Here is a 26,182-nt window from a genome sequence, read left to right as displayed (position 1 = left end):
TCGGTTCACCCCGCGGCGTTGCGGGTCTGTGCGGTCGTGCTGTGGTGCTCAGGCACCAGGCCGGGGCCGGCCGCTCCCGCGGACCGGCCCCGCCTGATACCTGGGTGGCCGCGGCGTCGCGGCCACCCAGGTGTCGTGATCAGGAGATGCCGGCCTCGGCGCACTTGGCGGCGAAGTCAGCGGTGCAGACCTTCTCCTTGGTGGTGTACCCGTCCGCGATGACGTCCTTGACGTTGTCGAAGTAGATCGCCTGCGGGTCCAGGAGGACCGCCGCAACCTTCTTCTGCGTCTCGGAGTCCTCGACCTCGCCCGTGGCGAGGCTCGAGGTGTCGTCACCGTTCGCAGCCGCGATGGCCAGCGCCGCAGCGGCGTCGGCCTCCTTCTTGACGGCCTTGTAGACGGTCATGCACTGGTCGCCCGCGAGGATGTTCTGCAGGCCCTGGTCGGTCGCGTCCTGGCCGGTGACCGGGACGGTGCCGTTGACGCCGTTCTTCTTCAGGATGGCGATCGCGGCGTTGCCGAGACCGTCGTTGGCTGCCAGGACACCGTCGATCTTGCCGCCGGTCTCCGTGTACATCTGCTCGAAGATCGTGCCGGCCTGCTGGTTGTCCCAGTCGGGAACGGCCTGGTCGGCGACGACGGTGTAGTCGCCGCTGTCCGTCTTGGCCTTGAGCGCCTGGACGGCACCGGCCTTGAACAGCGTGGCGTTGTTGTCCGTCGGCGAGCCGTTGAGGAACGCGATGCTCGCCGACGTCTTGCCGGCGTCGGTGAGGCACTTCTCGAGGCCCTCACCCTGCAGCTGGCCGACCTTGGTGTTGTCGAACGAGACGTAGTAGTCGGCCCCGCCGCCCAGCGTCAGGCGGTCGTAGTCGATCGTCGCGATGCCCTGGGCCTGTGCCTTCTGCAGCACGGCCTTGCCGGAGCCCGAGTCGAGGTTGACGATCATGAGGACGTTGACGCCGCTCGTGATCATGCCGTCGGCGATCGTCTGGAACTGGTTCTTGTCGCCCTGCGCGTTCTGGATGTCGTAGTCCACGCCGGCTGCCTCGAAGGCCTCCGCGAGGTACTTCGCGTCCGCCGTCTCCCAGCGCGCCGAGGACTTCGTGTCGGGCAGGATCACGCCGACCTTCGCCTTGGTCGCGGCTGCACTGGAGTCGCCGCTTGCCGTGTCACCGCTGCTGGGCGTGTCGCTGCTGCCACAACCGGCCAACAGGAGTCCGGTGGCCATCACGGCCGCCGACGCCAGAATCATGCTCCGTCGCATTGTGCTCCCTCTCGTGACGACGCCTCGTTGCGCTCGTCTCCACCCGGCGCTTACGGGCGCTCGGACTATGTTGCGGGCGACAACATATGACCCTCGCCCGACGAACCACAAGGTCACGGGGGCAGTTCGTGGTCAAACCGTGATGTTGTCACCCAGACGTGACCCGACCGAGACCTCCCCGAAGCACCGGTCCGCCGAGAATGTTCGGCCGGGCAACAAAGACGGAAGTGCAGGTCAGGACGCGGACTTCTCCGCGGAGCGGCGCCAGCGGATGCCCGCCTCGATGAAGTCGTCGATGTCACCGTCGAACACGGCGGCGGGGTTTCCCACCTCGTGCTCGGTCCGCAGGTCCTTGACCATCTGGTACGGCTGCAGGACGTAGGAGCGCATCTGGTCGCCCCAGCTCGCCTTGACGTCGCCGGCGAGCTCCTTCTTCTTCGCGTCCTGCTCGGCCTTCTTCACCAGCAGCAGCCGCGACTGCAGCACGCGGAGCGCGGCGGCGCGGTTCTGGATCTGGGACTTCTCGTTCTGCATCGAGACGACGATGCCGGTCGGGATGTGCGTCATGCGTACCGCGGAGTCGGTCGTGTTGACGGACTGCCCGCCCGGGCCGCTCGAGCGGAAGACGTCGACCTTGATCTCCGACTCGGGGATGTCGATCGAGTCGTTCGACTCGATGAGCGGGATCACCTCGACGGCCGCGAAGCTCGTCTGGCGCCGGCCCTGGTTGTCGAACGGCGAGATGCGGACCAGGCGGTGGGTGCCGGCCTCGACCGACAGGTTGCCGAACGCGTAGGGCACCTTCACCTCGAAGGTCGCCGACTTCAGGCCGGCCTCCTCCGCGTAGGAGGTGTCGAGCACCGTCGTCGGGTAGCCGTGGCGCTCCGCCCAGCGCAGGTACATGCGCAAAAGCATCTCGGCGAAGTCCGCCGCGTCCACGCCGCCGGCGCCCGAGCGGATGGTCACGACCGCCTCGCGCTGGTCGTACTCCCCCGACAGCAGCGTGCGGACCTCGAGCTCGCCCAGGTCCTTCGTGATCTTCAGCAGGTCGGCCTCGGCCTCGGCGAGCGTGTCCTCGTCGTTCTCCTCGGCCGCCATCTCGACCAGCGTCTCGAGGTCGTCGATCCGGCCGCTCAGCTTGCTCATGCGGTCCAGCTCGGCCTGCGTGGCCGACAGCGCGCTCGTGATCTTCTGCGCGGCGTCCGGGTCGTCCCAGAGGTCCGGCGCCGAGGCCTGCTCCGAGAGCGTCGCGACCTTCGCCTCGAGCGCGGTGGGGTCGCTCACCGCCTGGATGGTGCCGAGGGTGGTGCGCAAGTCATGGATCGCGGTGCTGAAGTCGGTGGTCGCCACAACCGTCCAGGCTACCGGAGCGGCTACGACGCCCGCGCCGACGACTCCGCCTCCAGCGTGATCCCGTCCTGCCACGGCGAGAGCACCCAGCTGAGCAGGACCGGGTGCGTCACCGCGCCGAGGTGCACGTGAGCGGACGTGCCGTCCGGGGTCGACGCGTCGAGGACCACGAACTGGTCCCACTGCCCGGCGGCGTCCGGGTTGTCCCGCAGGTACTGCTCGACCTCGTCCCGGACGGCCCCGTCGGTCAGCGGCAGACCCGGGTCGTGGTCCGACTCCGGCGCGTAGTACCGCTCCCCCGCGACGGCATCGGCCCCCTCCAGCGCCAGCACGTCCGCGAGCGCGAGCAGTCGCTTGCGCTCCAGGTGCACGTGGGCGGCCGACGCGACCACGGTGATCAGGAGCAGCGCGATCACGACGAAACCGAGCGTCAGGATCATGATCTGGCCGTCCTCGTCGTCCCGCTTCATCCGTGCTCCCGGTAGGCGTCGACCGGCGCCACCCGCTCCGCGCTGACCGGGACCTCCAGCGGGACGACGTCGCGGACGAACTGCGGGACGAACGGCAGCGGCACCACCAGGTCGACGCGGGCGGCCACGTCGCTGCCGGGCTCCAGGCAGGGGGTCGACGAACAGCTCAGGGTCAGCGCGTCGACCGGGTCGTCGTCGAAGCCCTGGTCCCGCAGCGCGATCCCGGTCGCGGCGACCGCCCTCGCCGCCCCCTGGTCGGCCGTGTCCGCGACGACGTACGTCCGGGCCGCCTCGCGCGCGGCACCCTCGGCGGCGAACGACGCCGCCTCGAGCCGCCCGAGCACCAGCACCAGGTAGATCAGTGGCACCAGGAGCACGAGCGCCAGGCCGAGGAACTCGACGATGGCGCTGCCGGAGTCGTCGCTGTGCCACCTCACGGGGTCTCCACCAGGGCGTGGCCGTGGACCGTGAGCGAGCCCGCCGGACCGAGCAGCCCGACCAGCGGCAGCGGCGCGACCACCTCCACCTCGATCTCGTCCAGCCCGTCGATGCGGGTGGTCGTCGCATTGACGTCCTGCGCGTAGGAGTCCGCGAGCGACTCCCCGACGAGCTCGCGGGTGCGTGCCGCGCCGTCGGCCGGCTCGTGTCCCGCCTGCGCGGCGTACCGCGCCCCCTCGGAGGCCGAGTCGATGAGCGTGTTGCGCACGTGCAGCACGATCGTCAGCTGCAGCACGCCGACGAACAGCACGGTGACCAGCGCGCCGACGAGCGCGAAGTCGACGATCGCCGACCCGTGCTCGGACGTGCGGGTGTTCCAGGGCCGCCAGACTCGGCTCAGGGCCCGGTGACCCCGTCGATCGCCGTCTCGAACACGTTGGAGAGCGCCGGCCCCGCGACGAGCCAGAGCGCGGTGACCAGCCCGGCCGTCATCAGCGTCACCAGCACCCAGCCCGGCACGTCCCCACGCTCGCGGTCGTCGTCCCCGACCCGCTGCAGCAGCGTCCCCACGACGCGATGCCGCCAGCCCCCTGCGATGGTCCTCATCCACGTTCCTCTCGTCGGTTCCTGTCCGCGCCGGCACTTCCGTGCGGATGTCTCGGTGCGGGCGGCTCACAGGCCGACCCGCAGCACCACCATGCTCGGGAAGACGGCGAAGACGACGGTGATCGGCAACAGCAGGAACACCACCGGAATCATCATCGCGACCTCCTTCCGGCCGCCCGTCTCCATCAGCTCGCGGCGCCCCTCCTCGCGCACGTCCTGCGCCTGCGCCCGCAGGACGTCGGCCAGCGGCGTACCCCGTTCCACCGCCACGGCGACGCCCTCCGCGAACCGTGCGAGGGCGGTCAGGCCGGTGCGGTCCGCGAGCCCGTCGAGCGCGATCGTGAGGGGCATCCCGGCGCGGGCGTCGGCGAGCGTCTGCGCCAGCTCGCCGGTCAGCTCCCCGCGGGTGGTGCGCACGACCCGCTCCAGCGCCCCGGTCGCGCCCTCGCCCGCGCCGACGGCGAGCGCCAGCAGCTCCGCGACCGTCGGCAGCTCGGCCATCATCCGGGACTCGCGCGCCCTGATCTCGCGCGAGAGCAACCAGTCGCGGACCAGGACGCCGGACAGCCCGCACAGCGCGACCAGGAGGACGAGCACGACCGGGCTTCCGCCGCGCGTCGCCGCGACCATGAGCGCCAGGGCCAGCCCGGCCGCGAGCGACAGGACACCCCAGACCACCTGCCCGGCACGAAACTGCTCGACGGACTCGGAGCGGCCCGCGCGCACGAGTCGTCGACGCAGCTCGGCGGTCGGCGAGCCGAGCCGGGTCACCAGCCGGACGGCGTCGGACATCAGCGGCGAGACGAGCCGCTCGATCGTCGCGAACGGCCCGCGGACGGTCGGCGAGCGCAGGAGCCCCGACGAGGTCCGCTGCGGTCGCAGGTACGGCGCCAGCCGGTCGTCCAGGCTCACGCGCCGCGTGCGCAGCCGCACGAGCACGAGCAGCAGACCGAGCCCGCCGAGGAGCCCGATCAGCGCGCCCTGCAGCACCGGGCTCATCGCAGGACCCGCGGGTCGTCGGGGAGCCGGGCGATCCGCAGCATGAGCAGATAGGCGACGACGGTGCACGCGGCACCGCCGAGCAGGACCGCGAAGCCGGCGGGCGTGTTGTAGGCGGCGGCCGCCTCCGGGCGGGTGGACAGCAGCGCGAGCACGATCCACGGCGCGGCGACGGCCAGCCGGGCGGCGTTGACGGTCCAGCTCTGCCGCGCCTCCAGCTCGCCACGGGTGCGGACGTCCTCGCGCAGGAAGCTGGCCAGGGTCCGCAGGAGCTTGCCCAGGTCCGTGCCGCCGACGTCCCGCGTCAGCCGCAGTGCCTCGATGATCCGGTCCGCGACGGGGTCGGCGAGCCGTGCCTTGAGGGCATCGAGGCAGTCGCCGAACCGCCCGGTCGCGCGGTAGTCCTCCGCGAAGGCCGCGAACGCCGGCCGCAGCTCGACCGGGCCGCGCTCCCCGATCTGGGCGACAGCCTCGGGCAGCGCGAGCCCGGCGCGGATGCCGGAGCCGAGGTGATCGACGACCTCGGGCCACAGCTGTCGCAGACGGGCGCGGCGTCGCCGGGCGCGACCGCCCACCAGTGCCCACGGCCCGGCGGCCGCGAACGCGGCGAAGCAGACGGCGATCGTCGGGGTGCGCGTGAGTGCGAGCGCCGCGACGAGGACGAGCAGGCCGACGAGCGCGCACGCAGCGACGAGCCCGCCGGGCGTGGCACCGGTGACGCCGGCCTGCACGAGCATGTCCTGGGTCCGCGCGTACCAGCCGTCGCGGCCGCGTCCGGACTCGGAACCGGCCTGCTGCGCCCAGAGCGACCACCAGACGCACGCGACGCCCGCACCCAGCAGGAGCCCGACGACGACGCCCATCAGCCGCGCCCGCGCAGCAGCGCCGCGAGGTCGGTGCCGGTGCGGGCGAACCGCTCGGCGTGCGGCGGGAACCCGTCGCCGCGGACCAGGTGCCCGTCGCGCGTCGCGAAGATGTCGGCCGTCTCGACGATCCCCTGCTCGACCCGGCCGGGCACCGCGACGACCTCGCGCAACACGCGCCGCCCGGTCGCGTCGACGTCGAGGTGCACGACGAGGTCGACCGCCGACGCGACCGTCGGGACGACGAACCGGTCGGAGATGTTCTCGCCCGCCAGCAGCGGAAGGGTGCAGAGCTTGGTCAGCGCCTCGCGCGCGGAGTTGGCGTGGATCGTGGCCATCGCCGGCACGCCCGCGTTCAGGGCGATCAGCAGGTCGAGCGCCTCGGCCTCGCGCACCTCGCCGACCAGCAGCCGGCTGGGCCGCATGCGCAGCGCCTCCTTGACCAGCCGACGCAGTGGGATCTCGCCCGTGCCCTCGAGGCTCGGCTGGCGACACTGCATGGCGACCCAGTCGCGGGCGACGAGCCGCAGCTCGAACACCTCCTCGCACGTGATGATCCGCTCGCGCGCGGGGATCGCCCCGGCCAGCGCGTTGAGCATCGTCGTCTTGCCCGCCTGCGTCGCCCCCGAGACCAGCACGTTCAGGCCTGCCCGGACCGCCGCGTGCAGGAACGCGGCCGCGTGCGGCGTGACCGACCCCAGCGCGACGAGGTCGTCGAGGTTCGTCGCGCGCACCACGTACTTGCGGATGTTCACCGACCAGTGCCGCCGCGTGACGTCCGGGATCACCGCGTGCAGGCGCTCACCGCCGGGCAGCGACGCATCCACGAACGGGCTGCTGAGGTCGAGCCGGCGACCGCTGACCTTGAGCATCTGCTCGACCAGGTCCCGCACCTGCCCGTCCGTGAGGATCGTCGTGGTGAGCTCGGGCTCCCCGCGCCGCGCGACGAAGACCTCGGTGGGGCTGTTGATCCAGATCTCCTCGACCTCGGGATCGTCGAGGTAGCGCTGCAGCGGACCCAGGCCGGCTACCGCGTCGAGCACCGCCTTGTGCGCCGCGGCAGGGTCGATCAGTGGCGGCACGGCGCCGACCACGGACCGCTCGTCGTAGTCGGCGATCACGTCCGCCACCAGCGCCACGACCCCCGGCCGGTCCCGGACCGGGTCCATCCCTCGGCGCCGGATCAGCTCCCGGACCTCGGTCTCAAGGATCGCCACACTGTCCACGGTGCGCCCCCTCGACCCCAGTCACGGTGCCCGATTCATCGTCATTGTCCGAATGCATGTCCGCGGAACGATAGGGGAAGCGACACGCATCGCGCAGCCCGTTGTCCACAGACCAGAACCGTTCACCCGTCCGGGAGCGGACCTTGCCACGCTCGAGGCCCGGGCGGACTAGCGTGGACCGGTGACTTCGAACCTGACCACCCCCTTGCCGACCGGTCGCCAGCACGTCCTCGAGCTCGGTGACCAGCGAGCCGTCGTGGCCGCCGTCGGTGCCAGCCTGCGCGAGTACACGGTCGGCGGACGAGATGTCGTCCTGCCGTATCCCGAGGACGCGATGGCGCCGGCGTTCTCCGGAACGGTGCTCGCGCCGTGGCCGAACCGCCTGCGCGACGGCCTGTACCGGTTCGAGGGCGTCAACTACGACGTGCCGCTCAACGAGCACGACCGGCAGACCGCTCTGCACGGGTTCGTCTCCTACACGACGTTCACGACCCTCGACGAGAGCGTCGACTCGGTGACGCTCGAGCACGTCGTGGTGCCGACGCACGGCTACCCGTGGCCCGTGCGCCTCGTCGTGACGTTCAGCCTCACCGATGCCGGCCTGACCGTGCGCACCGACGTGACCAACCTCGGCTCGTCGACCGCCCCGTTCGGGCTCGGCTTCCACCCGTGGCTCTCCCCCGGCGAGGGCACGGTCGACGAGGCGACGCTGCAGGTCGACGCCGCGCGGCACGTCACGGTCGACACGCGCCTCCTGCCCACCGGCACCGAGGCCCTCACGGGTCGCTTCGACCTGCGCGCCGAGACGAACCTGCGCGGGATCGCGCTCGACGACGCGTGGCTGGAGCCGATCCGCGACGAGGACGCGCTCACCTGGGTCCGCTTCGGCGGCTCCGACGGGCGCACCGTGGCGATGTGGGCCGACGCGAGCTTCCAGGCGTGGCAGGTGTGCACGGGAGACTTCGTCGCGGCGATCAAGCGTCGCGGGGTGGCCGTGGAGCCGATGACCTGCATCGCGGACGCGTTCCGCACGGGCGACAACCTCATCGAGCTGGCGCCCGGCGAGAGCCGCGAGCTCACCTGGGGTCTCCAGCTCCTCTGACGACGAGGCGCGGCGGTCCGCAGCGCAGCGGGCCGTCAGCCGTCGTAGTACTCGCCGTCGGCCTGGACGCCCTTGACGTACTCCCAGTGCCAGCGCTCGTGCGGGCCGCTGCCACCGGGCTGCGCCCACTCGGGGTTGGCCCAGCCGTAGGCCGGTCCGTTCTCGTTGAGCCAGGCCCACTTGGCGCCGGACGTCTGGTCCTGGCAGAGGTCGACGGCCAGGCCCCAGCCGTGGTTGCTCTTGCCCGGGGCCGCCGCGAGGCCGCCCTTCTGGGCCTTGACCGCGCGCTGCTCGGCGAGCGTGCGGTAGCCGGAGCTGAGGCACAGGTCGGCGCCGAACCGCGCCGCGAACGCCTGGTTGAAGTCGGCGAGCGAGACGGCGGCGTCAGCGCGCAGCTGCGTGTGGTTGTCCCAGAGCGTGCAGAGGTCGGCCTCCTTGAGAAGGCCGTTCTGACCCGCCTCGCGCACCGAGCCCTCGCAGCCCGGGAGGCTGGAGCGGATGTCGTTGCGGCTGGCACCGGTCACCTCGCGGCTCGCGAGGGCCCCGTCGGCCGAGACCAGCGACGCGGGCGGCAGGTCGGAGAGCTGTGAACCGGCGAGCGCCGTGACCGTGCTGGGCAGCGTGGAGTCCGCGAGCGCGTCCGACCCGAAGGCGACGGGTGCGGGAACGAGGCCTTGGCTCACGGGGATGATCACCGTGATGCCCGCGAGGACGCTGAGCACACCCAGCCGCGCGGCCACGCGGGTCGAGCGTCCCGACCGGCGGGTAACCGTGTGAGGGGCCGCCTCGGGCGCCTGGGTCGTGGCGACCTCGCCCGTGTCCGCGAGCTCCCACGGTTCCTGCTCGGTCGCCAGGATCGCCGGGACGATCGCCGTCTCCTCGGCGGGGCTGACGGTCCGCACCACGCGGCTCGGCCGGTGCGGCGCAGGGTCCGTCGCGACGATCGCAGCCGCCTCGGGCTTCGTCGCGACGACGGCGGTGGGAGCCGAGTCGGTGGCGGGCGCCCGGTCCGCGACCGGAGCCGGGTCCGTGGCGGGCACCGAGCCCGAGTTCGGCGAGACGTGCGGGGATGGAAGCGAGACGTGCTGGGCCGGAAGCGGGGCGTGCGGGGCCGGAAGGAGGTCGGCGGGGACGACGTCGATCGTCTGTGTGGCGTCCACGGCCGGCGTCGCCCGCAGGGTCTGCGTGACGTCCGCGGGCTGCGTCACCAGGACGCTCTGCGGTCGCGCGGGAGCGCTCACGGTCGTCGGCGTCACGCGGTCGGGCAGGACCGGGATCGCGACGGAGGACTGGGCCCGGGGCCGCGCACGACGCACCGGCGCCGACGAGTCGTCGGCGGGGGTGCTGGCGCGTGCCGCACGACGGGAGCCGGCGGTCGACACGGGGGCCGACGTGGTGACCGGAGCGAGGGCGTCGGCCTCGGTCGAGGGTGCGGCAGCAGCGCGGGCTGCGCGCCGTCCGGTCGGCGGCGTCGCCGGACCGTTCGCCGCGGCGGCCTCGGGCGACGCGGCAGGAGACGGCTGCACGACGGGCGACGGCTGGGAGAGCATCGGGCGCACCGTCGTCGCGACGGCGGGCTCGGCCGACGGACGCGAGACGTACCGCGTGACCTGCGCGGGCGGGTTCTGCTCGCCGCGGGCACCGGAGGCGGAGGTCGAGTCCGGACCGGCCGCGACGCTGCGCGGGGCGGACGTCGGGGCGGGCGTACGGGGAGCGACGGCCGGCGTCGGGCCGCTGCGCACGGAGACCGGAGAGTGCGGGTCGGTCCGCGGGCCGGAGGCGGCGGAGACCTCGGGCGTGGGATCTGTGGTGCGCTCGACCTCTCGGAGGCGGCGGCGCGTCAGCGGAGCGGATTCAGGCTCCACGCTGTGCGATCCCACGACACCTCCCGTCCACCGTGCGTTGTCTGTCCGTGTCGCGAGAATGTGAGTGCGACCGCGGTCACGAAACCATAACGGGTGAGAGCGAGGCATCCAAGTCCCTGGACGGGTGTCCAGTCCAGAGATCGGGACAATCCCGGACAACACGCTGCGCGACACGCCAGAAAATGCCCGCGATCAGGACATCTGCTCCCGCTGCATGGCGTCGCGGACCTCTCCGACGAGCTCCTCAAGGATGTCCTCCAGGAACACGACACCCACCGTCGAACCCTCGGAGTCGACCCGGGCGAGGTGCGATCCGGAGCGCTGCATCGCGGCCAGCGCCTCCTCGACTTCATCCTCCGGACCGACCACGGCCAGCCGCCGTACACGCCACCCGGGTACGGGCTCGGACCGGTCGGCCGCCTCGGCGTACAGGACGTCCTTGAGGTGCAGGTAGCCGGTGGGCACGCCGGCGTCGTCGAGCACCGGGAACCGACTGAACCCGGTCTTGGCGACGAGGCGCTCGATGTCCTCGGGCGTGCTCCCGGCGCCGACGGTGATCAGCTCGTCGGGCGCGATCATCACGTCGGCGGCGGTCTTGACGGAGAACTCGATCGCGCCCGTGAGCAGACCCTGCTCGTCGTCGAGAAGGCCCTCCGCCTGCGACCGCTCGACGATCGAGTGCACCTCCTGGGCGGTGAACGCGGACGCGACCTCGTCCTTGGGCTCGACGCCGAACGCGCGCAGGGCGTGGTTGGCGATCCAGTTGAGCACCGAGATCACGGGCCGGACCAGGCGGGCGACCCACACCAGCGGCGGGCCGAACATGAGCACGGCACGGTCCGGGCCGGCGACCGCGAGGTTCTTGGGCACCATCTCGCCGAGCACCACGTGCAGGTAGACGACGATCGCGAGCGCGACGACGAACGCGATGACGTGCGTCATCTGCTCGCTCACGCCCCACGACTCGAGCGGGTCCGCGATGAGGTGCGCGATCGCCGGCTCGGCGACGACGCCGAGGCTCGTCGAGCAGACCGTGATGCCGAGCTGGGCGCACGCGAGCATGAGCGACACGTGCTCCATCGCCCACAGCACGGTGGCAGCCCGGCGGTCACCCGCACGGGCGAGCGGCTCGATCGACGAGCGTCGCGCGGAGATGATCGCGAACTCGGCGCCGACGAAGAACGCGTTGGCGGCCAGCAGCAGGACCGCGAGCGAGAAGGCGAGACCCGCGCTCATCGGTCGGCCTCCTCGTCGGGCACGGCGACCTCGGACACGGCGACCCGCTCGACGCGGCGCCCGTCCATCGCGTCGACCCGGAGCCGGACGCGGTCGACGGTGATCTCGTCACCCTCGACGGGGATCCGGCCGAGCTCGAACATCAGCAGCCCGCCGAGCGTCTCGTACGGCCCGTCCGAGGGGACCTCCAGCCCGGTGGTCTCCGCGAGCTCGTCGGGACGCAGGACGCCCGGCAGCAGCCAGGAGCCGTCCTCGGTGCGGGCGGCCGGCGCGCGGCGTCGGTCGTGCTCGTCGGACACCTCCCCGACCAGCTCCTCGATGACGTCCTCGAGCGTCACGACCCCCGAGGTGCCGCCGTACTCGTCGACGACGACGGCCATCTGCAGGCCCTGCTCGCGCAGCCCCACCAGCAGCGGGCCGAGGTGCACCGTCTCCGGGACCTGCGGCGCCTCGACCATGAGCGCGCCCGCGGGCACGTCGGCACGACGCTCGTACGGCACGCCGATCGCGCGTCGCAGGTGGACCAGGCCGACGATGTCGTCACTGTCGTCGCCGATCACCGGGAAGCGTGAGTGGCCGGTCTGGCGGGCCAGCGCGATCACGTCGGCGGCCGAGTCGCCCCGACCGACGACGACCAGCCGCAGCCGGTCGGTCATCACGTCGACCGCGGTGAGCTCGGTGAAGTCGATGGAGTTGGTCAGCAGCGTCGCGGTCGACTCGTCGAGCGTGCCGACCTCCGCGGAGCGCCGGACCAGGGCGGCGAGCTCCTGCGGCGACCGGCCCCCGGACAGCTCCTCACGCGGCTCGACGCCGACGCGGCGCAGCAGGGCGTTGGCGCTGCCGTTGAAGAAGGTGATCAGGGGCCGCAGCGCAGTGGTGAACGCCCGCTGCAACGGCGCGACCGCGCGCGCGGTGCCCAGCGGCCGGCTGATGGCGAGGTTCTTGGGGATCAGCTCGCCGACGACCATCGAGAAGCCGTTGACCAGCACGATCGCGATCAGCGCCGCGACGACGCCGCCCACCACCTGTCCGAGCGCGGAGTCCTCCAGGGGGATCCGCAGCAGCCGGACGACGGCGGGCTGGGTGGTGTAGCCGAGCAGGACGGTGGTCAGCGTGATGCCGACCTGGGCGCCCGAGAGCTCGGTGGACAGGCGGCGTAGCGCCTTGAGGACGGACTGGCTGCGGCGGTCGTCGGGCGACGTCTGCTTCTCGACGACGCCCGGGTCGAGCGTGACCAGGGAGAACTCACTGGCGACGAACACAGCCGTACCGAGCGTGAGCACGACGCCCAGCGCGACGAGGAGCCACTCGGCGATCACTCGGTCGCCTTCGGTCGAAGAGCGACGCCGACCCGCAGGTCGGCGTGGGAGGGAACACAAAGAAGGAACTGGATGTGGCCGGCACTGCCTCCGTCGGGTCTGAACCGATGGGGACGCCGGCAGCTACTTGAGCTGCTCATGGTGCGCCACATCATACGGGGGCCCGCGGCCGCGGCGCAGGGTCTGACGGCGAGGTGGCAGCGTCATTCCTCGCACCGTGTGCCACGCTGACGGCATGGCGAACGTGAACGGTGGGCCGACGTCGGCACCCGGAGCCGGCGGCTCCACGACCGTCCTCGTCGTGGAGGACGAGCCGGCGATCGCGCAGGCGATCGTGCACCGGCTCTCCGCGGAGGGCTGGTCGGTCGAGTCTGCGGGCGACGGGCTGGCGGGGGTGGCGGCCGCGAGCCGGCTGCGCCCCGACGTGGTGGTGCTCGACGTGATGCTGCCCGGGATCGACGGGCTCGAGGTGTGCCGGCGGATCCAGGCCGAGCGGCCCGTCCCGGTGCTCATGCTCACGGCGCGCGACGACGAGACCGACATGCTGATCGGCCTGGGCGTCGGCGCCGACGACTACATGACGAAGCCGTTCTCCATGCGCGAGCTCGTCGCGCGCACCAAGGCTCTGCTGCGCCGCACCGAGCGGGCCGCGCGCGCCGTCGAGATGGCCGCCGCCGAGCAGCCCGACCCGCCGCTGGTCTTCGGGGACGTCACCGTGGACCGTGCGCAGCGCCGCGTGACGCGCGGTGACACCGAGGTCCACCTGACGCCGACCGAGTTCGACCTCCTGCTCGCCCTGGCGGCCTCCCCGCGCACCGTCCTGACGCGCGAGCGCCTCCTCGCCGAGGTGTGGGACTGGGTGGACGCCAGCGGGACCCGCACGGTCGACTCCCACATCAAGGCCCTGCGTCGCAAGCTCGGTCCCGACCTGATCCGCACGGTGCACGGCGTGGGCTACGCGTTCGAGCCCATCGAGGAGGGATCCGGCGACCCGGTCTCCGACGGCCCGGCGACCCAGGGCGCGTGAACGCACCCCGGCACGTCCGTGGCGAGCTCGCCCGCCCGCGGATCCCGGACGTGCGACCGCTCGACCGCTTCCGCTCGATCAAGATCAAGCTCGGGATCCTGGTGGCGGCCACCGTGGTCGCCGCGGCGTTCATCACCTGGATCGGTCTGACCTACTTCCACCTCGGGCCCACGCGCACGCTGCCGATCGCGATCATCGGGTCCCTCGTCGTGACCCAGGTCCTGGCCCGCGGCATGACCTCCCCGCTGCGAGAGATGACGTCCGCCGCGCGGCGGATGGCGTCCGGCGACTACAGCCAGCGGGTCCAGGCCACGAGCCTCGACGAGGTCGGCCAGCTGGCCAGCGCCTTCAACACGATGGCCGACGACCTCGAGCAGGCGGACACGTTCCGCCGCGAGCTCGTCGCGAACGTCTCGCACGAGCTGCGCACGCCGGTGACCGCGCTGCAGGCCCAGCTGGAGAACATCGTCGACGGGGTCAGCGAGCCCGACCCCGTGACCATGCAGGCCGCGCTCGCGCAGACCGAGCGGCTGGGCCGGCTCGTGACGTACCTGCTCGACCTCTCGCGCCTCGAGGCCGGCGACGTCAACCTCGAGATCAGCGACCTGCGCCTGAGCGACTTCCTGGAGGAGGCCGCCGAGGGCGCGATGCTCGTGGGCGCCGCCAAGCGCCTCCGGTTCCCGGTGGTCGTCGTGCCCGAGGACCTCACGGTGCCGGCCGACCCCGACCGGCTGCACCAGGTGATCGCCAACCTGCTGCACAACGCGGTCCGGCACTCCCCCGACGACGACGAGGTCCGCCTGGAGGCGTCGGTCGTCGGCGGTGACGTGCGGATCGACGTCGTCGACCACGGGCCCGGCATCGCGCGCGACCAGCGGGCGCACGTGTTCGAGCGGTTCGTGCGCGGGAACAGCCCCGCGCTGACGGGCCAGGGGTCTACCGGGGGCACCGGGCTGGGCCTCGCGATCGTCCGCTGGGCGGTCGACCTGCACGGCGGCCGCATCGAGGTCGCGGACTCCGACGTCGGCTGCATCATGCGCGTCACGCTGCCCGCCAAGCAGGGGTGAATCGCCCGGTTCACCCCCTTCGCACGATCGTGCACAACCATGACCTCGCAGGGCCGCCGACAACCTCGCCTTGAGGTCCGCCGAACTGCCCCGTTGCCCCGCGTTGACCCGGCTGTGTCGGCAAGGTGAAGACACGCGCGGATCCCGTCCGATGAGGCGTCCTGAGGCAGGTCGGGAGGCGTCCAGGCCGTAGTGTTGTCATCAACAGAACCAGCAGCGACGCGGTCTCGGACCGCAGCGGAAGTGGGCGATCCCAGCGTGACCCAGAAGGCCGATCCCGACTCGGCGCGCGCCGTCTTCGGTGCGAACGAGTGGCTCGTGGACGAGCTGTACGAGCAGTACCTCAAGGACAAGAACGCGGTGGACCCCGCGTGGTGGGACTTCTTCGAGGGCTACAAGCCCGAGGAGTCCACCACGAACGGCGCGGCCACCCCCTCGTCCGGCTCGAACGGCACGGCGGCGACCACGACGAGCGCACCGCCTCCGACCAACGGCACAGCTGTCCCCGCCGTGGCTCCCGCGACCACCAAGGCGACGCCGCTCGTCGCCCCCGCGCAGATCCCGCCGCCGGTGCGGGCCCAGGGCGCGCACGTCGCCCCCGCACCCACCTTCGTCGAGCCGCCCACGACGACGTCCCCGATCGCGACCGCCCAGCCGTCGACCGCGCCGTACGCGCAGGTCGCCCAGCGCGCCCCGCACGAGGACGCGGCCGACGAGGCCACCGACGACATCCAGAAGCTGCGCGGCCCGGCCGCTCGCGTCGTCACCAACATGGAGGCCTCCCTCGAGGTCCCGACGGCCACCTCCGTGCGGGCCGTGCCGGCCAAGCTGATGGTCGACAACCGCATCGTCATCAACAACCACCTCGCCCGCGGGCGCGGCGGCAAGATCTCCTTCACGCACCTCATCGGGTTCGCGATGGTCGAGGCGCTGGCCGAGATGCCGGCGATGAACGCGTCCTACATCCTGGCCGACGAGAAGCCGAGCATCCTGACGCCGGCGCACGTCAACGTCGGCATCGCGATCGACCTGGCCAAGCCGGACGGCACGCGCCAGCTGCTCGTCCCGTCGATCAAGAAGTGCGAGACCCTCGACTTCGCCGGTTTCTGGACCGCGTACGAGGACGTCGTGCGCCGTGCGCGCGGCAACAAGCTGACGGTCGACGACTTCGCGGGCACGACGATCTCGCTGACCAACCCCGGCACCATCGGCACCGTCCACTCGGTCCCCCGCCTGATGCAGGGCCAGGGCACGATCGTCGGCGTCGGCGCCATGGACTACCCGGCGGAGTTCGCGGGCACCTCCGAGGAGGCGCTGAACAAGATGGGCGTCTCGAAGGTGCTGACGCTCACCTCGACGTACGACCACCGGATCATCCAGGGCGCGCAGTCGGGCGACTTCCTGCGGATCATCGGCCGCAAGCTGCTCGGCGAGGACGGGTTCTACGACCGCGTGTTCGCCGCCCTGCGCGTGCCGTACGAGCCGGTGCGCTGGGTCCGCGAGTCGGCCGACCCCGACGCGGAGGCCATCAAGCCCGCCCGCATCGCCGAGCTGATCCACTCCTACCGCTCGCGCGGCCACCTCATGGCCGACACCGACCCGCTGGCCTACCGCCAGCGCAAGCACCCGGACCTGGACGTGCAGACGCACGGCCTGACCCTGTGGGACCTGGACCGCACGTTCCCGGTCGGAGGCTTCGGCGGCAAGCCCCGCGCCAAGCTCCGCGAGGTGCTCGGCCTGCTGCGCGACTCCTACTGCCGGACCGTGGGCAGCGAGTACATGCACCTGCAGGACCCGCGGCAGCGCCGCTGGCTGCAGGAGCGCCTGGAGTCCGGGTACACGCGCACCCCGCGTGAGGACCAGCTGCGGATCCTGCGCCGCCTCAACGCCGCCGAGGCGTTCGAGACGTTCCTGCAGACCAAGTACGTCGGCCAGAAGCGGTTCTCGCTCGAGGGCGGCGAGTCCGTCATCGCGCTGCTCGACGCGATCCTGTCCAAGGCGGCCGACAACGGTCTCGACGAGGTCGGCATCGGCATGGCCCACCGCGGGCGGCTCAACGTGCTGGCCAACATCGCCGGCAAGTCCTACGCCCAGATCTTCCGCGAGTTCGAGGGCAACCAGGACCCCAAGTCGGTCCAGGGCTCGGGCGACGTGAAGTACCACCTGGGTACGGAGGGCACGTTCACCGCCGAGTCCGGCGCGACGACCTCGGTCTACCTGGCCGCGAACCCGTCGCACCTCGAGGCCGTGAACCCGGTGCTCGAGGGCATCGTCCGCGCCAAGCAGGACCGCATCGACCTGGGCGGCGACGGCTTCTCCGTGCTGCCGATCCTCATCCACGGCGACGCGGCCTTCGCGGGCCAGGGCGTCGTGTTCGAGACGCTCAACCTGGCGCAGCTGCGCGGCTACCGCACCGGCGGCACCATCCACGTGATCATCAACAACCAGGTCGGCTTCACCACCGGTCCGTCGTCGTCGCGCTCCTCGCAGTACGCGACCGACGTGGCCAAGGGCCTGCAGGTGCCGATCTTCCACGTGAACGGCGACGACCCCGAGGCGTGCGTGCGCGTGGCCGAGCTCGCGTTCGAGTACCGCGAGCAGTTCGACCGCGATGTCATCATCGACATGGTCTGCTACCGCCGCCGCGGTCACAACGAGGGCGACGACCCCTCGATGACGCAGCCGCTCATGTACAACCTGATCGAGGCGAAGCGCTCGGTGCGCAAGCTGTACACCGAGACGCTGGTGGCACGCGGGGACCTCACGATCTCCGACGCCGAGCAGGCGCTGCAGGACTACCAGAACCAGCTGGAGCGCGTGTTCGCCGAGACCCGCGACGACGGCTACGCCCCGCCCGCCGAGGCGGTCAGGGGTCTGGAGCGGCCGGAGTCGCAGCTCGAGGACGCTGGCGTGATGGTCGGCTGGAAGACCGCCGTCGACGCCGGCACGCTCGAGAAGATCGGCCGGGCGCACGTGCGTCCGCCGGAGGGCTTCACGGTCCACCCGAAGCTGGCGCAGCTGCTGGCCAAGCGCGAGCAGATGACCCGCGAGGGTGGCATCGACTGGGGCTACGGCGAGCTGCTCGCGTTCGGCTCGCTCCTCGTCGAGGGCACGCCCGTCCGGCTCGCCGGGCAGGACTCGCGCCGCGGCACCTTCGTCCAGCGCCACGCGGTCATGCACGACCGCGAGACGGGCGCCGAGTGGACGCCGCTGCTCTACCTCTCGGCCGACCAGGCCAAGTTCTGGGTCTACGACTCGTCGCTGTCCGAGTACGCCTGCCTCGGATTCGAGTACGGCTACTCGGTCGAGCGTCCCGACGCGCTGGTCCTCTGGGAGGCCCAGTTCGGCGACTTCGTCAACGGCGCCCAGACGATCATCGACGAGTTCATCTCGGCGGCCGAGCAGAAGTGGGCCCAGAGCTCGTCGGTCGTCCTGCTCCTGCCGCACGGCTACGAGGGCCAGGGACCCGACCACTCGTCGGCCCGCATCGAGCGGTTCCTGCAGCTCGCGGCCGAGGACAACATGGTGATCGCGCAGCCGTCGACGCCCGCGTCGCACTTCCACCTGCTGCGCCGCCAGGCCTACGACCGCCCCCGCAAGCCGCTGGTGGTGTTCACCCCCAAGTCGATGCTGCGCCTCAAGGCCGCGTCGTCGGCGATCGAGGACTTCACCACGGGGACGTTCCGGACGGTCATCGGCGACGACCTCGCCGCCGCGAAGGCCGGGCAGGTCGACCGCGTGCTGCTCTGCTCGGGCAAGGTCTACTGGGACCTGCTCGCCGAGCGCGTGAAGTCCGGCGACGAGCGCACGGCGATCGTCCGGGTCGAGCAGCTCTACCCGCTCGACGGCGACGCCGCCCGTGCGGCGATCGCACCGTTCGACGGCGCCGAGCTGCTCTGGGTGCAGGACGAGCCGCGCAACCAGGGGCCGTGGACGTTCCTGTCCATGCACCTGCCGCAGCTGCTCGGCCGCACGCTGCGGGTCGTCTCGCGCCCCGAGTCCGCGTCGCCGGCCATCGGGTCCGCCAAGAAGCACCAGGCGCAGCAGGCCTCCCTGGTGGAGACCGCCTTCCAGCGCTGACGCCCTGCGACGAAGGCCGCGCCCCTCGGGGTGCGGCCTTCGTCGTGCGGGCCTCAGCCGACCGGGCTCAGCGCGAACGTGCGCCGGTAGGCCTGCGGGCTCGTGCCGAGGGTGCGGGCGAAGTGGTGCCGCAGCACGGCCGCGGTGCCGAATCCGCACAGCCGGGCGATCTCCTCGATGCTCGCGTCGGACCGCTCGAGCATCTCCTGCGCGCGCACGACGCGCTGCCGGGTGACCCACGCGGCCGGCGTCGTACCGGTCTCCGCGCGGAACCGGCGGGCGAACGTGCGCTCGGAGACGAACGCCCGGGCGGCCAGGTCGGGCACGGTGAGGTCGGTCTCGAGGTTGTCCATCATCCAGGCCAGCAGCGGCGCGAGCGTGTCGGCGTCGCACGGCAGCGGGGTGTCGACGAACTGCGCCTGGCCGCCGTCGCGGTGCGGCGGGACGACCATCCGGCGGGCGACCGCCGAGGCCATCGCGGCGCCGAGCTCGCGGCGCACGAGGTGCAGGCACGCGTCGATGCCGGCGGCCGTGCCGGCGCTGGTGATGACGCGGTCGTCGTCGACGTAGAGCACGGTCGGGTCGACGCGGGCCTCGGGAAACCGCTGGGCCAGGCCGCTCGCGTGCATCCAGTGCGTGGTGCAGCGGCGCCCGTCGAGCAGACCGGCCTCGCCGAGCGCGTAGGAGCCGCTGCAGATGCTCAGCACCCAGGCGCCGCGCGCGTGGGCCGCCCGCAGCGCCTCGAGCACCGGTTCCGGCACCGGTCCGACGTCGCCGTACGCCGGGACGATGACCAGGTCGACGTCCTGCGTGGCCTCCAGCCCGTGCTCGACGACGATCGAGTAGCCGTTGCCCTTCGAGGGGATGATGCCGGGCTCGTTGGCGCAGACGACGAAGTCGAAGACCGGTCCGCCGGTGTCGCGACGGTCGATGCCGAACACCTCGCAGGCGACGCCCAGCTCGAACGGTGCGACGTTGGGCAGGGCGATGGCGGCGACGGATCGGAGCATGTCCCCAGCATGCGGAGCCGCGTGGCAGAAAGTCAACGGTCTACGGCACTTCTGCCACTCGTGGCGCGATGTGCCTGGGCGCAGACTTTCTGCCATGACCACTTTCTGGATCGTCCTCGCACTCACCGTCGCGGCCGTCCTGGTCGCCCGCCTCGTCGTCGCCCTCCGTCACGACGGCCTCGGCACCACCCCGCCGCCGTCGTCGCACACCGACTGGTCGACGGACCTCCCGAGCCACCCGTTCCGCACCGCAGGCTGACCCGGTCGCCTCGACCGTCGACGGCGCCCGGCCGCCGCGACGGCGCCCGTAGCAGGGGGCGCCGTCGCACGGCCCGGGCGCCCTCGACGCGTGCGCGGCCGGGCGGTCGGGCGCGACAGGCCCGGCGATGAACCGGGCGTCCTCGCGCAGCCCTGAGACACTGAGGGTGCGGTCGTCGGTGACGGTCGCGCGACCGGACGGGCGACGAGAGGTGACACACGTGGGCGAGCTGCCGCTGAGGTTGGCGGTGGTCGGCGACGAGCTCGTGGCCGGCGCGGGCGACCCGAAGGGTCTGGGCTGGCTGGGCCGCGTGGCCGCACGCACGCCGACGGCTGACCCGCTGATCGCCATGGCCCTCGCGGTGCCCGGCGAGACGAGCACGGGCCTCGGCGCCCGCTGGGACGACGAGGTCACGCGCCGCTTCTCCCCCGAGGCCGACAACCGTCTGGTCGTCGCGCTCGGGCGGGCCGACGTGGCCGCGGGCCTGTCGCTCGCGCGCAGCCGGCTCAACCTGGCCAACATCCTCGACGTGGCCGAGCAGCGCCGGATCCCGGCGTTCGTCGTCGGCCCCCCGCCCGGCAGCACCGCCGATGCCGAGAAGCTCGGCGACCTGTCAGCGGCGTTCGCGGACGTCGCCACCCGGCGGCGCGTGCCGTTCGTCGACACGTTCACCCCGCTCGCCTCGCACGAGCAGTGGCTCGGCGACCTTGCGGCCGGCGACGGGATCCTGCCCGGGCAGGCCGGCTACGGCCTCATGGCGTGGCTGGTGCTGCACACCGGGTGGCACACGTGGCTGGGTCTGCCGGACGACGGCGGCGCCTGAGCGCCACCGGTCCCACAGGGTCATCGCAACGTTCCCCGCACGGCCGTCAGCGCGGTGTCGAGGACGGTCCGCAGGGTGTCGACCGTGAGCTGCTCGACCTTGCCCTGGGCGTCGGCCTTGCGCAGCTCCGCCCGGATCTCGTCGCGGAACCGCTGCAGCATGACCTCGGCGTCGACCCACCGCACGTGCGAGGTGGTCCGAGCGTCGGCCGCGCTGGCGTCCGGGTGGTGCGGCACGGCGTCGGCGCGGGCCTTCTGCGCGGCCGCGGCGAGGTCCGCACGCAACCCGCGCATCGAGCCGCGGACGTCGTCGCGCACCTGGGCGGCCCGCTCGCGGACCGACTCGGCGATCCCCTCCTCCAGCGAGGCGAGGTCACCGCGACGAGCCTCGAGCTCCGCGCGACCGGCGTCGGTGAGCGCATACGTGCTCTTGCGCTCCTCGTCGACCCGCACGACCAGGCCCTCCTCCTCGAGCCGGGCCAGGCGCGGGTAGACCGTCCCGGGGCTCGGCCGGTAGGTGCCGCCGAAGCGGTCCGACAGGTCCGTGATCAGCTCATAGCCGTGCTTGGGCCCGGACTCCAGGAGGGACAGCAGGTAGAGCCGCAGCTGTCCGTGGGCGAAGACCGGCGCCATCATCAGGCCACCCCGTCGGCAACGCCGGAGCCCCGCAGCACGGTCACGTGACCGGACACCGTGCTGGCCGAGACGAAGCACGCGCCGTCGCCGGAGCGCAGGTCGACCTTGCGCTGGCCGGGCGACGAGCCCTTGTACTCCTCGCCGTCCACGACGAGCCGCCCGGAGACGGACTTCGCCTTGACCTGGACACCCTTGCCTGCCGGGAGGCGCACGGTGACGTCGCCCGAGACCGTCGACGCGGTGACGCTGGAGGTGCCGGAGTGCACGTCGAGCGTCAGCGAGCCGGAGACCGAGTTGGCCTGCACGAGGCTCAGCTCTCCGGACGCCGCCAGCTCGCCGGACACGGAGTTGAGCCGCAGGTCGCCGCGGTGGTCGCGCACGACGATCTCACCGGAGACCGTTTTGGCGCCGAGCCGACCGCGGGTGCTGTCGGTGATGAGGGTGCCCGAGACGGTGGACACCGACGCGTCCTCGACGACGCCGGCGAGCAGGCCGTCGGCGCTCACGGTGCCGACCCGGGCCCGCACCTCGCGCGGCACGGCGATGTGCACGTCCGCGCGGTCCTTGCCGCTGAAGTTGCGGAACTTCTCCAGGAAGCTCTCCCAGCCGCCCAGCGTGAACTGGTACCCGACGCGCAGCTCACCGCCCGACAGCGTGATCTCGAGGGGCCGCCCGTCGACCGCGTGCACCTCGATGCGGGCACCCGGCCCGTCGTGCGCGACGACGTCGACACGCCCCCCGGCCAGCTGGACCTGCAGGGTGCTGATCGCCTCGATCTCGATGATCTGCGGGCCGGCGACGACCCACGACTCGGTTGCCATGACGCTCTCCATTCGCGATATATCTCGTTCCGTCAAACACGTTATATCGCGTCTCGTCGGAAGGCAAGCCGTGCCGGGAGACAGAACGAGCCCGGACCCTGTGCGGGTCCGGGCTCGTCCGGTGGAGCGTTCGGTGGGTCAGCCGACGAGGCCGGCCTGACGCAGCTCGACCGTGAGGTCGTGCGGGCTGGTGGACGCCGACAGCGCCTCGTCGAACGTGATGACGTCGTCGCGGACCAGCTGGAAGAGGTGCTGGTCGAACGTCTGCATCTTGTAGAAGTCACCCTCGCGGATGAGGTCGATGAGCGGCGGCGCATCGGCCGGCTCGAGGATCGCGTCACGCGTACGGCCGGTGTTGATCATGACCTCGATCGCGGGACGCCGGCCGGTGCCGTCGGCCAGCCGGACGAGGCGCTGCGACACGATCCCGCGCAGGGCCTGGGCAAGCGCGATGCGGACCTGCTTCTGCTCGTGCGGCGGGAAGAAGTCGATGACGCGGTTGATCGTCTCGGCCGCGTCGATGGTGTGCAGCGTCGACAGCACGAGGTGGCCGGTCTCGGCGGCAGACAGGGCCGCACGGACGGTCTCGACGTCACGCATCTCACCCACGAGGATGACGTCGGGGTCCTGCCGCATCGCGGCACGCAGCGCCACGGTGAAGTCGGCGGTGTCCTGGCGCACCTCGCGCTGCGAGACGATCGCCTTCTTGTCCTGGTGCAGGATCTCGATCGGGTCCTCGATCGTGACGATGTTGACCTCTTTGTAGGTGTTGATGAGGTCGACCATCGACGCGAGCGTCGTCGTCTTGCCGGAGCCGGTCGGGCCCGTGACCAGGACGAGACCGCGAGGCTCGAGGGCCAGCTGGCCGATCACCTCGGGCAGCGCCAGGTCACCGAGCGCCTGAGCGCCGACGGCGACCCGCCGGAACACCAGGCCGTAGGTGCCACGGGCCTGGTACGCGTTGACACGGAACCGGCCCACGCCGGGGACCGAGTACGCGAAGTCCGCCTCGTGGTTGGTGCGGAAGTGGTCGACGAGGTCGTCGGGGATGACCTCCTCGAGCATGCGCTCGGTGTCGGCCGGCTTGAGGTCCGGCACCTGCAGCTTGCGCAGGCGGCCGTCCACGCGGACGCGAGGCGCGGAGCCGACCTTGCAGTGCAGGTCGGAGCCGCCCGTGCTCGCGAGGGCGTGCAGGAACGGGATCACTGACTGTGTCGGCTGGCTCACCCCGTAGTCATCGGACAACTGGCCCGATGACTTGAGGACCCTGGGGATGTGGGACCATGGGTGGAGTCCGGCGCCAGCGCGCTGGCGTCGATACCGAGGAGATCCCATGAGCAAGCGAGGCCGCAAGCGCCGTTCCCGCAAGGGCAGCGCCGCGAACCACGGCAACCGTCCCAACGCCTGACGGTACGAGAAAGGCCCGGTGCATCCGCACCGGGCCTTCTTTGTTGCACTCAGTCGAGCGTCGTCGTCACTCTCATGACGGTCAGCTGCTCGTGGATGCGGACGCGGAGCGTGTCCGGCGCCACCTCCTGGCAGCCACGACGAACCAGGTTCTTCACGACGACCTCGACGTCGTACTCCTCCAGGCAGCCCTGGCACTCGGCCAGGTGCGCGCGGATGACCTCGGAGTCGGGCGCCTCGAGCTCGGCGTCCAGGTACTCCCACAACCGGTCGAGCGCGTCGGCGCAGTTGTTACCGCACGCGCCTGAGTACATGGAAGTCGGCGACGCGTCCTCGGGGGCCGACTCGTCCCACTCGTTCATCACGAAACCTCCGGCGTGGTGGGGGCCGCGGCGACGAGTCCGCGCCCACGCGCATAGTCCGACAGCATCTCGCGGAGCTGGGCTCGCCCGCGGTGCAGCCGGGACATGACCGTCCCGATCGGTGTTCCCATGATCTCGGCGATCTCCTTGTACGCAAAGCCCTCGACGTCGGCCAGGTACACGGCGATGCGGAACTCCTCGGGGATGCGCTGCAGGGCGTCCTTCACGTCGGAGTCCGGCAGGTGGTCCAGCGCCTCGGCCTCGGCGGACCGGAGCCCGGCCGACGTGTGCGACTCCGCACGCGCCAGCTGCCAGTCCTCGATCTCCTCGGAGCGGGACTGCTGAGGCTCACGCTGCTTCTTGCGGTACGAGTTGATGTACGTGTTGGTGAGGATCCGGTACAGCCACGCCTTGAGGTTGGTGCCCGGGCGGTACTGGTGGAAGGCGGCGAACGCCTTCGCGAACGTCTCCTGCACCAGGTCCTCGGCGTCGGCCGGGTTGCGCGTCATGCGCAGGGCAGCGCCGTACAGCTGGTCCAGGTAGACCAGCGCCTCTGCCTCGAACCGCTCGGTGCGGGCCGCGTCGTCCTCGGCCTCGGGTGCGCGGTTGGTGTCCTCGCTCATCGCGGTCGAGCCTAGCCCCGCGAACGAGGGGCCACCGACCGGCGTGGGCCACGCCACAACGGGCTCCTGTGCCTTGTCGGTGGGGACGCTGAGAGCCCAACCGGTCAGGGCGGGCGTCGTGGGTCGGGTCTCGAGGGTGGAACAGGTCACGGAAGGCACAACGGCGCTGGCACGCGACCCATTCCCCACCCTGTCCCACCTGCGCAACCGTGTCTGGCCCGGCGTCGCCAACGAGTCGAACCGGCACTAGCGTGGCGGGCATGACGACCATCTCGGACGACTCCACCTACCTGCGGCTGCTGCGCGAGCAGATCGGCCACGAGTTCGACGCCCACCAGCAGTACGTCGCCATCGCCGTCTGGTTCGACGGCCAGGACCTGCCGCAGCTCGCGTCGCACTACTACCGGCAGGCTCTCGAGGAGCGCAACCACGCACTCATGATCGTGCGCTACCTCCTCGACCGGGACCTCGCCGTCGAGATCCCCGCCGGCAGCCCGGTGCGCAACGACTTCGACAAGGTCACCGAGCCGATCGCCCTGGCCCTCGCCCAGGAGAAGCAGGTCACCGCCCAGATCGAGGCGATCTTCCGCGCCGCCCGCGCCGAGAACGACGCGCTGGGCGAGCAGTTCCTGCTCTGGTTCCTCAAGGAGCAGGTCGAGGAGGTCGCCTCGGCGACGACCCTGCTGACGGTCGCCACGCGTGCCGGCGACAACCTGTTCGACCTCGAGAACTACGTCGCCCGCGAGCAGATCGGTGACGGCGGCGTGTCCGCCGACGCACCGACCGCCGCCGGCGGGGCCCTCTGAGAAGGAGACGACCGTGCTGCTGCGCCGTGTGGCCCGTCCGCTGTTCGCCTCGTGGTTCGTCTCGGAGGGTCTGGACGTCGTGCGCCATCCGTCCGCCCACGCCGACGAGGCGCGGGGCGCCCTGACCACGCTGCTCGGTCGCCTGCCGGCCTCGGTGCGGCAGGGGCCCGCGGGCGAGGTGATCGGCTACGAGCTGTCCGACCGACAGCTGACGACCGTCGTGCAGGTGCACGGCGCAGCGCTGGCGGGGGCGGGCATCCTGCTCTCGCTCAACAAGGCGCCCCGGATCGCCGCCCTCGCACTCGCCGCGCTGACGGCACCGCTGGTCCTGGTGAACCTGCCCCGCAAGAAGGGCACCGAGACGAAGCTGGAGCGCAGGGCGCGGCGCGAGCGGTTCGTGCGGGCGCTGGCCTTCACCGCCGGGGCCGTGCTCGCGGCGGCCGACTACGAGGGTCGACCGGGCATCGCCTGGCGGGTCCAGCGGGCGCGCCTGGAGCGGTCGGAGGCCCACTAACCTGGGTGCC

Annotated in this window: 27 protein-coding genes; 9 read left to right on the top strand and 18 right to left on the bottom strand. The window is 71.9% G+C overall.

The features are described from left to right. Positions 1-139 precede the first annotated feature (139 nt). The 9 genes from AC1DZC_RS12070 to AC1DZC_RS12030 all read right to left on the bottom strand — a co-directional run bounded on the left by AC1DZC_RS12070 (position 140) and on the right by AC1DZC_RS12030 (position 7,216). Entirely contained in the window at positions 140-1,252 is a 1,113-nt protein-coding gene (locus tag AC1DZC_RS12070; protein ID WP_477038676.1) for a sugar ABC transporter substrate-binding protein, read from the bottom strand. Between the two features lie 246 nt (positions 1,253-1,498). Continuing rightward, the gene (gene prfB, locus AC1DZC_RS12065; protein ID WP_477038675.1) at positions 1,499-2,614 is read right to left on the bottom strand and encodes a peptide chain release factor 2; all 1,116 of its coding nucleotides are present in this window, start codon (positions 2,612-2,614) and stop codon (positions 1,499-1,501) included. A gap of 23 nt (positions 2,615-2,637) precedes the next feature. Further along, on the bottom strand, positions 2,638-3,084 hold the full coding sequence (locus tag AC1DZC_RS12060; RefSeq protein ID WP_477043428.1) for a pilus assembly protein TadG-related protein: 447 nt from the start codon (positions 3,082-3,084) through the stop codon (positions 2,638-2,640). After that, positions 3,081-3,521 (bottom strand): pilus assembly protein, encoded by a 441-nt coding sequence (locus tag AC1DZC_RS12055; protein WP_477043427.1) that lies wholly within the window; start codon positions 3,519-3,521, stop codon positions 3,081-3,083. Before AC1DZC_RS12055 ends, AC1DZC_RS12060 begins: the two co-directional genes overlap by 4 nt. Next, positions 3,518-3,868, bottom strand: coding sequence for a TadE family protein (locus AC1DZC_RS12050; RefSeq protein ID WP_477043601.1), 351 nt, complete (start codon positions 3,866-3,868; stop codon positions 3,518-3,520). Before AC1DZC_RS12050 ends, AC1DZC_RS12055 begins: the two co-directional genes overlap by 4 nt. A gap of 50 nt (positions 3,869-3,918) precedes the next feature. Beyond that, positions 3,919-4,128, bottom strand: a complete 210-nt coding sequence (locus tag AC1DZC_RS12045) for a hypothetical protein (protein ID WP_477043600.1) — start codon at positions 4,126-4,128, stop codon at positions 3,919-3,921. Positions 4,129-4,194: 66 nt separating this feature from the next. Further along, positions 4,195-5,127, bottom strand: coding sequence for a type II secretion system F family protein (locus tag AC1DZC_RS12040; RefSeq protein WP_477043426.1), 933 nt, complete (start codon positions 5,125-5,127; stop codon positions 4,195-4,197). Beyond that, positions 5,124-5,990 (bottom strand): type II secretion system F family protein, encoded by an 867-nt coding sequence (locus tag AC1DZC_RS12035; protein WP_477043425.1) that lies wholly within the window; start codon positions 5,988-5,990, stop codon positions 5,124-5,126. Before AC1DZC_RS12035 ends, AC1DZC_RS12040 begins: the two co-directional genes overlap by 4 nt. Continuing rightward, positions 5,990-7,216, bottom strand: a complete 1,227-nt coding sequence (locus tag AC1DZC_RS12030) for a CpaF family protein (protein ID WP_477043424.1) — start codon at positions 7,214-7,216, stop codon at positions 5,990-5,992. Before AC1DZC_RS12030 ends, AC1DZC_RS12035 begins: the two co-directional genes overlap by 1 nt. Before the next feature lie 181 nt (positions 7,217-7,397). Between AC1DZC_RS12030 and AC1DZC_RS12025 the strand changes: the two genes are divergently transcribed. Next, positions 7,398-8,318 carry an aldose 1-epimerase family protein gene (locus AC1DZC_RS12025; protein WP_477043423.1) on the top strand — a complete coding sequence of 307 codons (921 nt, stop codon included), beginning with the start codon at positions 7,398-7,400 and terminating at the stop codon, positions 8,316-8,318. Between the two features lie 35 nt (positions 8,319-8,353). Here the strand turns inward: AC1DZC_RS12025 and AC1DZC_RS12020 are convergent, their stop codons facing one another. The 3 genes from AC1DZC_RS12020 to AC1DZC_RS12010 all read right to left on the bottom strand — a co-directional run bounded on the left by AC1DZC_RS12020 (position 8,354) and on the right by AC1DZC_RS12010 (position 12,738). Further along, positions 8,354-10,183, bottom strand: a complete 1,830-nt coding sequence (locus AC1DZC_RS12020; RefSeq protein ID WP_477043422.1) for a M15 family metallopeptidase — start codon at positions 10,181-10,183, stop codon at positions 8,354-8,356. Between the two features lie 192 nt (positions 10,184-10,375). After that, positions 10,376-11,419, bottom strand: a complete 1,044-nt coding sequence (locus tag AC1DZC_RS12015; RefSeq protein ID WP_477043421.1) for a hemolysin family protein — start codon at positions 11,417-11,419, stop codon at positions 10,376-10,378. Then, positions 11,416-12,738, bottom strand: coding sequence for a hemolysin family protein (locus AC1DZC_RS12010; protein ID WP_477038654.1), 1,323 nt, complete (start codon positions 12,736-12,738; stop codon positions 11,416-11,418). The genes AC1DZC_RS12015 and AC1DZC_RS12010 overlap by 4 nt, the downstream gene beginning before the upstream one ends. A 235-nt stretch (positions 12,739-12,973) precedes the next feature. On the opposite strand from AC1DZC_RS12010, the gene AC1DZC_RS12005 reads away from it, so the two are divergent. From AC1DZC_RS12005 to AC1DZC_RS11995, 3 genes are all read left to right on the top strand, one after another. Continuing rightward, complete coding sequence (locus AC1DZC_RS12005) at positions 12,974-13,765, top strand: response regulator transcription factor (protein WP_477043420.1); 792 nt, start codon at positions 12,974-12,976, stop codon at positions 13,763-13,765. After that, positions 13,762-14,832, top strand: coding sequence for a HAMP domain-containing sensor histidine kinase (locus AC1DZC_RS12000; protein WP_477038652.1), 1,071 nt, complete (start codon positions 13,762-13,764; stop codon positions 14,830-14,832). Before AC1DZC_RS12005 ends, AC1DZC_RS12000 begins: the two co-directional genes overlap by 4 nt. Positions 14,833-15,090: 258 nt before the next feature. Beyond that, on the top strand, positions 15,091-18,912 hold the full coding sequence (locus tag AC1DZC_RS11995; RefSeq protein ID WP_477043419.1) for a multifunctional oxoglutarate decarboxylase/oxoglutarate dehydrogenase thiamine pyrophosphate-binding subunit/dihydrolipoyllysine-residue succinyltransferase subunit: 3,822 nt from the start codon (positions 15,091-15,093) through the stop codon (positions 18,910-18,912). A 53-nt stretch (positions 18,913-18,965) separates the two neighbouring features. Here AC1DZC_RS11995 and AC1DZC_RS11990 read toward each other — a convergent pair whose 3' ends face one another. After that, positions 18,966-19,922: a GlxA family transcriptional regulator gene (locus tag AC1DZC_RS11990; RefSeq protein ID WP_477038650.1), complete on the bottom strand. Its 957-nt coding sequence runs from the start codon at positions 19,920-19,922 to the stop codon at positions 18,966-18,968. Between the two features lie 94 nt (positions 19,923-20,016). Here AC1DZC_RS11990 and AC1DZC_RS11985 point away from each other — a divergent pair, with 94 nt between their 5' ends. Continuing rightward, positions 20,017-20,181, top strand: coding sequence for a hypothetical protein (locus AC1DZC_RS11985; RefSeq protein ID WP_477038649.1), 165 nt, complete (start codon positions 20,017-20,019; stop codon positions 20,179-20,181). A 220-nt stretch (positions 20,182-20,401) separates the two neighbouring features. After that, the gene (locus tag AC1DZC_RS11980; protein ID WP_477038648.1) at positions 20,402-21,004 is read left to right on the top strand and encodes a GDSL-type esterase/lipase family protein; all 603 of its coding nucleotides are present in this window, start codon (positions 20,402-20,404) and stop codon (positions 21,002-21,004) included. Positions 21,005-21,024: 20 nt separating this feature from the next. Here AC1DZC_RS11980 and AC1DZC_RS11975 read toward each other — a convergent pair whose 3' ends face one another. The 3 genes from AC1DZC_RS11975 to AC1DZC_RS11965 form a co-directional block, all read right to left on the bottom strand. After that, entirely contained in the window at positions 21,025-21,639 is a 615-nt protein-coding gene (locus tag AC1DZC_RS11975; protein WP_477038647.1) for a PadR family transcriptional regulator, read from the bottom strand. After that, positions 21,639-22,460 carry a DUF4097 family beta strand repeat-containing protein gene (locus AC1DZC_RS11970; protein WP_477043418.1) on the bottom strand — a complete coding sequence of 274 codons (822 nt, stop codon included), beginning with the start codon at positions 22,458-22,460 and terminating at the stop codon, positions 21,639-21,641. The genes AC1DZC_RS11975 and AC1DZC_RS11970 overlap by 1 nt, the downstream gene beginning before the upstream one ends. Before the next feature lie 138 nt (positions 22,461-22,598). Further along, entirely contained in the window at positions 22,599-23,687 is a 1,089-nt protein-coding gene (locus AC1DZC_RS11965; protein ID WP_477038645.1) for a type IV pilus twitching motility protein PilT, read from the bottom strand. Between the two features lie 106 nt (positions 23,688-23,793). Here AC1DZC_RS11965 and AC1DZC_RS11960 point away from each other — a divergent pair, with 106 nt between their 5' ends. Beyond that, complete coding sequence (locus AC1DZC_RS11960) at positions 23,794-23,868, top strand: 50S ribosomal protein bL37 (protein WP_155859599.1); 75 nt, start codon at positions 23,794-23,796, stop codon at positions 23,866-23,868. Positions 23,869-23,917: 49 nt separating this feature from the next. On the opposite strand, the gene rsrA is transcribed toward AC1DZC_RS11960, so the two are convergent. Both rsrA and AC1DZC_RS11950 read right to left on the bottom strand, forming a co-directional pair. After that, entirely contained in the window at positions 23,918-24,229 is a 312-nt protein-coding gene (rsrA, locus tag AC1DZC_RS11955) for a mycothiol system anti-sigma-R factor (protein ID WP_477043417.1), read from the bottom strand. Then, on the bottom strand, positions 24,229-24,960 hold the full coding sequence (locus AC1DZC_RS11950; RefSeq protein ID WP_477038829.1) for a sigma-70 family RNA polymerase sigma factor: 732 nt from the start codon (positions 24,958-24,960) through the stop codon (positions 24,229-24,231). The genes rsrA and AC1DZC_RS11950 overlap by 1 nt, the downstream gene beginning before the upstream one ends. Positions 24,961-25,112: 152 nt before the next feature. Here AC1DZC_RS11950 and AC1DZC_RS11945 point away from each other — a divergent pair, with 152 nt between their 5' ends. Both AC1DZC_RS11945 and AC1DZC_RS11940 read left to right on the top strand, forming a co-directional pair. Then, positions 25,113-25,658, top strand: coding sequence for a ferritin (locus tag AC1DZC_RS11945; RefSeq protein ID WP_477038643.1), 546 nt, complete (start codon positions 25,113-25,115; stop codon positions 25,656-25,658). 13 nt (positions 25,659-25,671) lie between these two features. Further along, positions 25,672-26,172, top strand: coding sequence for a DoxX family protein (locus AC1DZC_RS11940; RefSeq protein WP_477038642.1), 501 nt, complete (start codon positions 25,672-25,674; stop codon positions 26,170-26,172). The last annotated feature ends 10 nt before the right edge of the window (positions 26,173-26,182 follow it).

Source organism: Cellulomonas sp. P2_B4 (assembly GCF_056404795.1).
Note: the sequence above shows the minus strand (reverse complement) of the source record. Positions and strands in the feature narration are given on the sequence as shown.

Coding starts and splice junctions, on each gene's coding strand:
- AC1DZC_RS12070 (WP_477038676.1), bottom strand. CDS start 1,252: ATGATTCTGGCGTCGGCGGCCGTGATGGCCACCGGACTCCTGTTGGCC.
- AC1DZC_RS12060 (WP_477043428.1), bottom strand. CDS start 3,084: ATGAAGCGGGACGACGAGGACGGCCAGATCATGATCCTGACGCTCGGT.
- AC1DZC_RS12045 (WP_477043600.1), bottom strand. CDS start 4,128: ATGAGGACCATCGCAGGGGGCTGGCGGCATCGCGTCGTGGGGACGCTG.
- AC1DZC_RS12040 (WP_477043426.1), bottom strand. CDS start 5,127: ATGAGCCCGGTGCTGCAGGGCGCGCTGATCGGGCTCCTCGGCGGGCTC.
- AC1DZC_RS12035 (WP_477043425.1), bottom strand. CDS start 5,990: ATGGGCGTCGTCGTCGGGCTCCTGCTGGGTGCGGGCGTCGCGTGCGTC.
- AC1DZC_RS12015 (WP_477043421.1), bottom strand. CDS start 11,419: ATGAGCGCGGGTCTCGCCTTCTCGCTCGCGGTCCTGCTGCTGGCCGCC.
- AC1DZC_RS12005 (WP_477043420.1), top strand. CDS start 12,974: ATGGCGAACGTGAACGGTGGGCCGACGTCGGCACCCGGAGCCGGCGGC.
- AC1DZC_RS11990 (WP_477038650.1), bottom strand. CDS start 19,922: ATGCTCCGATCCGTCGCCGCCATCGCCCTGCCCAACGTCGCACCGTTC.
- AC1DZC_RS11985 (WP_477038649.1), top strand. CDS start 20,017: ATGACCACTTTCTGGATCGTCCTCGCACTCACCGTCGCGGCCGTCCTG.
- AC1DZC_RS11975 (WP_477038647.1), bottom strand. CDS start 21,639: ATGATGGCGCCGGTCTTCGCCCACGGACAGCTGCGGCTCTACCTGCTG.
- AC1DZC_RS11970 (WP_477043418.1), bottom strand. CDS start 22,460: ATGGCAACCGAGTCGTGGGTCGTCGCCGGCCCGCAGATCATCGAGATC.
- rsrA (WP_477043417.1), bottom strand. CDS start 24,229: ATGAACGAGTGGGACGAGTCGGCCCCCGAGGACGCGTCGCCGACTTCC.
- AC1DZC_RS11945 (WP_477038643.1), top strand. CDS start 25,113: ATGACGACCATCTCGGACGACTCCACCTACCTGCGGCTGCTGCGCGAG.